At 60.0% G+C, this 6,486-nt stretch carries 5 protein-coding genes; 3 read left to right on the top strand and 2 right to left on the bottom strand.

Annotation, left to right across the window (positions count from 1 at the left end):
- Positions 1–192: 192 nt before the first annotated feature.
- Positions 193–1,314, bottom strand: coding sequence for a sugar diacid recognition domain-containing protein (locus CAG47_RS15990; RefSeq protein ID WP_085725820.1), 1,122 nt, complete (start codon positions 1,312–1,314; stop codon positions 193–195).
- A gap of 170 nt (positions 1,315–1,484) precedes the next feature.
- Here CAG47_RS15990 and CAG47_RS15985 point away from each other — a divergent pair, with 170 nt between their 5' ends.
- The 3 genes from CAG47_RS15985 to rarD all read left to right on the top strand — a co-directional run bounded on the left by CAG47_RS15985 (position 1,485) and on the right by rarD (position 5,087).
- On the top strand, positions 1,485–2,795 hold the full coding sequence (locus CAG47_RS15985) for an MFS transporter (protein WP_085725819.1): 1,311 nt from the start codon (positions 1,485–1,487) through the stop codon (positions 2,793–2,795).
- A 198-nt stretch (positions 2,796–2,993) separates the two neighbouring features.
- Positions 2,994–4,007 carry an aldo/keto reductase gene (locus tag CAG47_RS15980; protein ID WP_085725818.1) on the top strand — a complete coding sequence of 338 codons (1,014 nt, stop codon included), beginning with the start codon at positions 2,994–2,996 and terminating at the stop codon, positions 4,005–4,007.
- Positions 4,008–4,205: 198 nt separating this feature from the next.
- Positions 4,206–5,087 carry an EamA family transporter RarD gene (gene rarD / locus CAG47_RS15975; RefSeq protein WP_085725817.1) on the top strand — a complete coding sequence of 294 codons (882 nt, stop codon included), beginning with the start codon at positions 4,206–4,208 and terminating at the stop codon, positions 5,085–5,087.
- Between the two features lie 142 nt (positions 5,088–5,229).
- Here the strand turns inward: rarD and hppD are convergent, their stop codons facing one another.
- Positions 5,230–6,306, bottom strand: a complete 1,077-nt coding sequence (hppD, locus tag CAG47_RS15970) for a 4-hydroxyphenylpyruvate dioxygenase (RefSeq protein ID WP_085725816.1) — start codon at positions 6,304–6,306, stop codon at positions 5,230–5,232.
- Between the last annotated feature and the right edge of the window lie 180 nt (positions 6,307–6,486).

Below are 6,486 nucleotides of genomic sequence, written 5' to 3'. Positions count from 1 at the left end.
CAGGCTCCACAGCTACAACAACTACCTGTCGCCAATAGCCATGGAGCAGCAGGCGGCTTGATCACCGTAATCGGTGTCCGGAAAAACTTGACCAGAACAGCCTGCTCGCGAAAGCGGTGTGTCAGTCAGTATGGATGTCGCCGACACGCCGCCATCGCGAGCAGGCTCGCTCCTACAAGGGGAGTTTGTCGCTCACGAAATTGAGTCTGACTCCGGCAGCAGTTGCACACCGAGATACAACGCGAGCATGCCGTCCAGCCGCAACGGATCAACCCCGCTGAGTTCGGCAATCCGCTCCATGCGGTAACGCAGGCTGTTGCGATGAATTCCCAGTGCATCGGCGCAAGCCTGGCTCTGGCCGTCGTGCTCGCACCAACTGCGCAGGGTCGCCAGCAACTGGCCGTTACTGTCCTTGGCGATGACCTTGCGCAGCGGCGTGAGCAATTCGTCGAGGGCGTCGTCGTTGCGGTGACGCCAGAGCATGACCGGCAGCCGGTAGCGGTTCAGCGTCAGCAATCGGGAACGCGGCAGCACCTCGCGCCCGTAGGCCAGCAAGTCACCGACCCGGCGATAGCAGCGCCGCAACCCTGCCAGCCCGTCGGCTTGCCCACCCACGGCGATGCGCAGGATGTTCCAGCCCAGGCCATCGAGCTTGTCCAGCAAGCGCTCGTTCTCCAGCGACTGGCTGGCCGGCCGACACCAGAGCAACGAGGTTTTGGCCGAGCTCACGCACCAACTGTCGGGGTGACGGCTGGTCAACCAGGCGCTGAGTGCCTCGACGGTTTGCCCCGGTGCGTGTTCCTGGCCCAGTTCGAACAGGTACGGCACCCGGGTCATTTGGGGCTTGAGGCCCAACTGGGCGGCTTCATCGACCAGTCGCGGAGAATCCCCGGCTTCGCTGAGCAGCAGCGCCAGCAGATCATCGCAGCGCTGGCGCCGCCATTGCTGTTCGGCCTGCTGGTTGCGTTGGCCCACCAGCATTTCGGCGGTCATTCGCACCAGTTCGGCATAGGTACGCAGTTGCTCGGGTTCGCCGGTGATCCCCAGTACGCCGATCAGGCGCTGGTCCAGCAGCAATGGCAGGTTGATACCCGGCTGCACACCCTTGAGATGAATCGCCGTCTGCGCATCGATCTCCACCACCCGGCCATTGGCCAGGACCAGTTGCGCGCCTTCATGTCGGGTGTTGACCCGCTCCGGTTCACCGCTGCCCAGGATCAGGCCCTGGCTGTCCATGACGTTGACGTTATACGGCAGAATGGCCATCGCCCGGTCGACGATGTCCTGGGCCAGGTCGTGATCGAGTTCGAACATGCAAGTGATCCTTGAAGACGGTAATGAAACGGGTTGTTCACCCGCACAGGCCTTGGTGACAAACCCTGTGCTCAGGCACAAAGACAGCCACCCTGAGGGTGGTCGAGACTCTCTGGGCGATCAACGTTACCCTTTGCATCGCAAAAAATCATAATAAAGAGAGAGCCGCCATGACACAGAGCGCCGTAGCGTCCGAGGCCATCGCTGACGACAAAAACGCCGTCTACAAGCGCATCACCCTGCGTTTGATCCCCTTCATTTTCATCTGCTACCTGTTCAACTACCTCGACCGGGTAAACGTCGGGTTCGCCAAACTGCAGATGCTCGACGCGCTGAAGTTCAGCGAAACCGTCTACGGCCTCGGTGCCGGCATCTTCTTCATCGGTTACGTGTTGTGCGGCGTGCCAAGCAACCTGGCGCTGACCAGGTTCGGCCCGCGGCGCTGGATCGCGCTGATGATGATCACCTGGGGCACGCTATCGACCTGCCTGCTGTTCGTCACCACCCCGACCGAGTTCTATACCCTGCGCCTGTTCACCGGCGCCGCCGAAGCCGGGTTCTTCCCGGGCGTGGTGTTGTATCTCTCGCAGTGGTTCCCGACCTTCCGCCGTGGCCGCATCATGGCGTTGTTCATGTCGGCGATCCCGGTGTCCGGCCTGCTCGGCAGCCCGTTCTCCGGCTGGATTCTCAACCACTTCGCCGCAGGCCAGGGTGGTCTCGCTGGCTGGCAGTGGATGTTCCTGCTGCAAGGCATTCCGACCGTTGCCCTCGGCGCCCTGGCTTATTTCCTGCTCAGCGACGGTTACGCCAACGCCAAGTGGCTGACGCCGTTCGAGCGTTCGGTGCTGGAAGCCGACCACGCCTTCGACCTGGCCAACAAACCGAAAACCACGACCGATTCGCTGCTGGCGGTGTTCAAGAACCCGGCGATCTGGGCCTTCGGCCTGATCTACTTCTGCATCCAGAGTGGCGTATACGCGATCAACTTCTGGTTGCCATCGATCATCAAGAACCTGGGCTTCAGCGACAATCTGGTGATCGGCTGGCTCAGTGCGATTCCGTACCTGCTGGCCGCGGTGTTCATGCTGGTCGTCGGCCGCTCGGCGGACCTGCGCAAGGAACGACGCTGGCATCTGGTGGTGCCGATGTTGATGGGGGCACTGGGGCTGCTGATCGCGGTGAACTTCGCCGCCAATCCGGCCATCGCGATTCTTGGTTTGACCATCGCCACCATGGGTGCCCTCACCGGCCTGCCGATGTTCTGGCCGGTGCCGACCGCAATGCTCAGTGCCGGCGCCGCCGCGGGCGGCCTGGCGCTGATCAACTCCATGGGGCAGATGGCCGGTTTTCTCAGCCCGTACCTGGTGGGTTGGGTCAAGGACAGCACCGGTTCGACCGATGCCGCGCTGTACCTGTTGGCGGGCGTGATTGTCTGCGGCAGCTTGCTGGCATTGCGCATGACCCGGACCCTGCGCGCCTGATCACCACCCGTTTCCCCTGTAGGAGCGAGCATGCTCGCGATAACGGAATATCAGCCAACATCCGTGTTGAATGTGAAACCGCTATCGCGAGCAGGCTCGCTCCTACAGTTGATTCGAGTGTGTTCGAGATTTGCGTTTGCTCCCGGCCGTAGTTCTGGTATCTGATTGAGCCTTTCCCACTGGTAAAAGGATTTGCTCATGAGCTATCGCACGCTGGGTCATTCGGGTCTGCAGGTGTCCACCTTGACCCTGGGCACCATGATGTTCGGCGAACAGACCAGTACCGACGATTCCCTGCGAATCATCGACAAGGCCTGGGACCAGGGCATCAATTTCATCGACACCGCCGACGTCTACACCAATGGCCGTTCCGAGGAGATCGTCGGCGAGGCCATCGCCAGCCGCCGTCATGAATGGGTGCTGGCCACCAAGGTCGGCTTCGGTCCCGTGGACGGTGTCCCCAACCGCAGCGGCCTGAACCGCAAGCACCTGTTCAACGGTCTCGACGCCAGCCTGACGCGCCTGGGCAGCGACTATATCGACATCTACTACCTGCACCGCGAAGACCACAACACGCCGCTTGAAGTCACGGTATCCGCCATCGGCGACATGATCCGCCAGGGTAAAATCCGCTATTGGGGCCTGTCGAACTACCGTGGCTGGCGTATCGCCGAAGTCATCCGCGTGGCCGACAAACTGGGCATTGACCGGCCGGTGATCAGCCAGCCGCTGTATAACATCGTCAACCGCCAGGCTGAAACCGAGCAGATCACGGCTGCGCAAAACTACGGTCTGGGCGTAGTGCCCTACAGCCCGCTGGCACGCGGGGTGCTCAGCGGCAAGTACGCGCCGGATGTGAAGCCGGACGCCAACAGCCGTGCCGGGCGCCAGGACAAACGCATCCTGGAAACCGAATGGCGCGTCGAGTCCCTGCGCATCGCCCAGCAAATCCAGCAATACACCCGGCAACGCGGCGTTGGCATCGTCGAGTTCGCGATTGCCTGGGTGCTGAACAACAGCGCCGTGACCTCGGCCATTGTCGGGCCGCGTACCGAAGTGCAATGGGACGCCTACACTAAGGCGCAGGCGGTGCAGATCACGGCCGAGGACGAGGCGTTCATCGATTCGCTGGTGACGCCGGGGCATGCGTCGACACCGGGGTTCAATGATGTGAGCCATTTCGTGTCCGGCCGTAAACCGCGCAACACCTGAAAAATACAAAACAACTGTAGGAGCGAACCTGTTCGCGATAGCGCTACTACATTCAACAGAGATGTTGACTGGAAGATCGCTATCGCGAACAGGTTCGCTCCTACAGGGTCCATGTTGATCGATTGGTCAGTGTTCATCTGAAAAACCACGTATCCTCTGCGCCCGTTTCACTCTCACTCAAATTCACGCGAGGACAGCTTGTCTAAAGGTATCGCTCTATCGGTTTCAGCCTCGGTGCTGTTTGCCGTCATGTATTACTACACGTCGCTGCTCACCCCCTTGAGCGGCGTGGAAATCTTTGGTTGGCGCATGCTGTTGACCGTGCCATGCATGACCGTGTTCATGGTGTGGTCCGGGGAATGGAAACGCGTGCTGGAGATCGTTCAGCGCGCCATTGCCAACCCGAAACTGATGGGCGCGCTGATCGCCTCCTCTTTCCTGCTCGCCGTGCAACTGTGGCTATTCATGTGGGCGCCGCTGAACGGCTACAGCCTGGATGTGTCCCTGGGTTATTTCCTGCTGCCACTGACCATGGTTCTGACCGGGCGGATCGTTTATGGCGAGCGCCTGTCCTACCTGCAAAAAATCGCCGTAGTGTTCGCCTGCCTGGGCGTGATCAACGAGATGTATCAGGTCGGTGGTTTTTCCTGGGCGACCTTGCTGGTCTGTATTGGTTATCCAGCGTACTTTGTCGTTCGCAAACGGCTGGCGACGGACAACCTCGGTGGCTTGTGGCTGGACATGGCATTGACGCTGCCGGTGGCGTTCTGGTTCGTTCAGAGCGGCGCGCAAGGTTTTGGCGTGTTTGACCAGCATCCATGGTTGTCGCTATTGATCCCGCTGCTCGGCGTGATCAGCGCGTCGGCGCTGGTGGTCTACATCATTGCCAGTCGCCTGTTGCCTTTCAGCCTGTTCGGCTTGTTGAGCTACGTCGAACCGGTGCTGCTGCTGGGGGTGGCGTTGCTGCTGGGAGAAAGCATCAAGGCCGGCGAATGGCTGACCTACATCCCGATCTGGATGGCTGTGCTGGTGCTGGTGTTTGAAGGGTTCAAGCATCTGGTTCGGCAGCGCAGGCCTTAAGACCACGCAAAAACAAATGCGGGAGCGACGGTGTGGCGATCCGATTTGCTCGCGATGGCGGTGTTTCAGTCAACATTAATGTTGAATGTACGACCGCTATCGCGAGCATGCTCGCTCCTACAGTGACTGCATCGGCAAGGATTTAGTCAGTGGAGAGAACACCACGACGCACCTGGTCACGCTCGATGGATTCGAACAGCGCCTTGAAGTTGCCTTCGCCGAAACCGTCGTCGCCCTTGCGCTGGATGAACTCGAAGAACACCGGCCCCATCAGGGTTTCCGAGAAGATCTGCAGCAACAGGCGCTTGTCGCCCGCCTCGGAAGAACCGTCCAGCAAGATACCCCGTGCCTGCAATTCGCCCACCGGCTCGCCGTGGTTCGGCAAACGGCCTTCGAGCATTTCGTAGTAGGTGTCCGGCGGCGCGGTCATGAAACGCATGCCGATGCTTTTCAGGTGATCCCAGGTCTTGAGCAGGTCATCGGACAGGAAGGCAACGTGCTGGATGCCCTCGCCGTTGAACTGCATCAGGAACTCTTCGATCTGCCCTGCACCCTTGGACGATTCTTCGTTCAACGGGATGCGGATCATGCCATCGGGTGCGGTCATGGCCTTGGAAGTCAGGCCGGTGTACTCGCCCTTGATGTCGAAGTAGCGGATTTCGCGGAAGTTGAACAACTTCTCGTAGAAGTTGGCCCAGTAGGCCATGCGACCGCGATACACGTTGTGGGTCAGGTGATCGATGATCTTCAGGCCGGCACCGACCGGGTGGCGGTCAACGCCTTCGATGAATACGAAGTCGATGTCATAGATCGAGCTGCCTTCACCGAAACGGTCGATCAGGTACAGCGGCGCACCACCGATGCCTTTGATCGCTGGCAGGTTCAGTTCCATCGGGCCGGTTTCGATGTGGATCGGCTGGGCGCCGAGTTCCAGGGCACGCTTGTAGGCTTTTTGCGAATCCTTGACGCGGAATGCCATACCGCACACCGACGAACCGTGCTCGGCGGCAAAGTACGAGGCCACGCTGTGGGGTTCGTTGTTGAGGATCAGGTTGATCGCGCCCTGGCGATACAGGTGTACGTCCTTGGAACGGTGGGTTGCCACCTTGGTGAAGCCCATGATCTCGAAGATCGGCTCCAGGGTATTCGGGGTCGGCGATGCGAACTCGATGAATTCAAAGCCCATCAGGCCCATCGGGTTTTCGTATAGATCTGCCATGGTTGGCGCCTCATCATGCTTTTGGAATTAACAGCTGAAATTGACAAATGTCAGTTGCTGGCAATGCTGAGACCGGTGGGTGGCGCACAGGATATGCCCCGCACACTGCGGGCGAGAAAGACACCGTAGATCAGTTGAAACCCGAATATCTTCATTATCGACCCAAGGCTCTTGCGGGCG

This window comes from Pseudomonas sp. R37(2017) (genome assembly GCF_002113375.1).
Classification (GTDB): domain Bacteria; phylum Pseudomonadota; class Gammaproteobacteria; order Pseudomonadales; family Pseudomonadaceae; genus Aquipseudomonas.
This window is presented reverse-complemented; position numbering and strand designations above follow the sequence as displayed.

Excerpts from the sequence above, each read along its gene's own strand:
- CAG47_RS15990 (WP_085725820.1), bottom strand. The coding sequence starts at position 1,314 with ATGTTCGAACTCGATCACGACCTGGCCCAGGACATCGTCGACCGGGCG.
- CAG47_RS15980 (WP_085725818.1), top strand. The coding sequence starts at position 2,994 with ATGAGCTATCGCACGCTGGGTCATTCGGGTCTGCAGGTGTCCACCTTG.
- hppD (WP_085725816.1), bottom strand. The coding sequence starts at position 6,306 with ATGGCAGATCTATACGAAAACCCGATGGGCCTGATGGGCTTTGAATTC.
- CAG47_RS15985 (WP_085725819.1), top strand. The coding sequence starts at position 1,485 with ATGACACAGAGCGCCGTAGCGTCCGAGGCCATCGCTGACGACAAAAAC.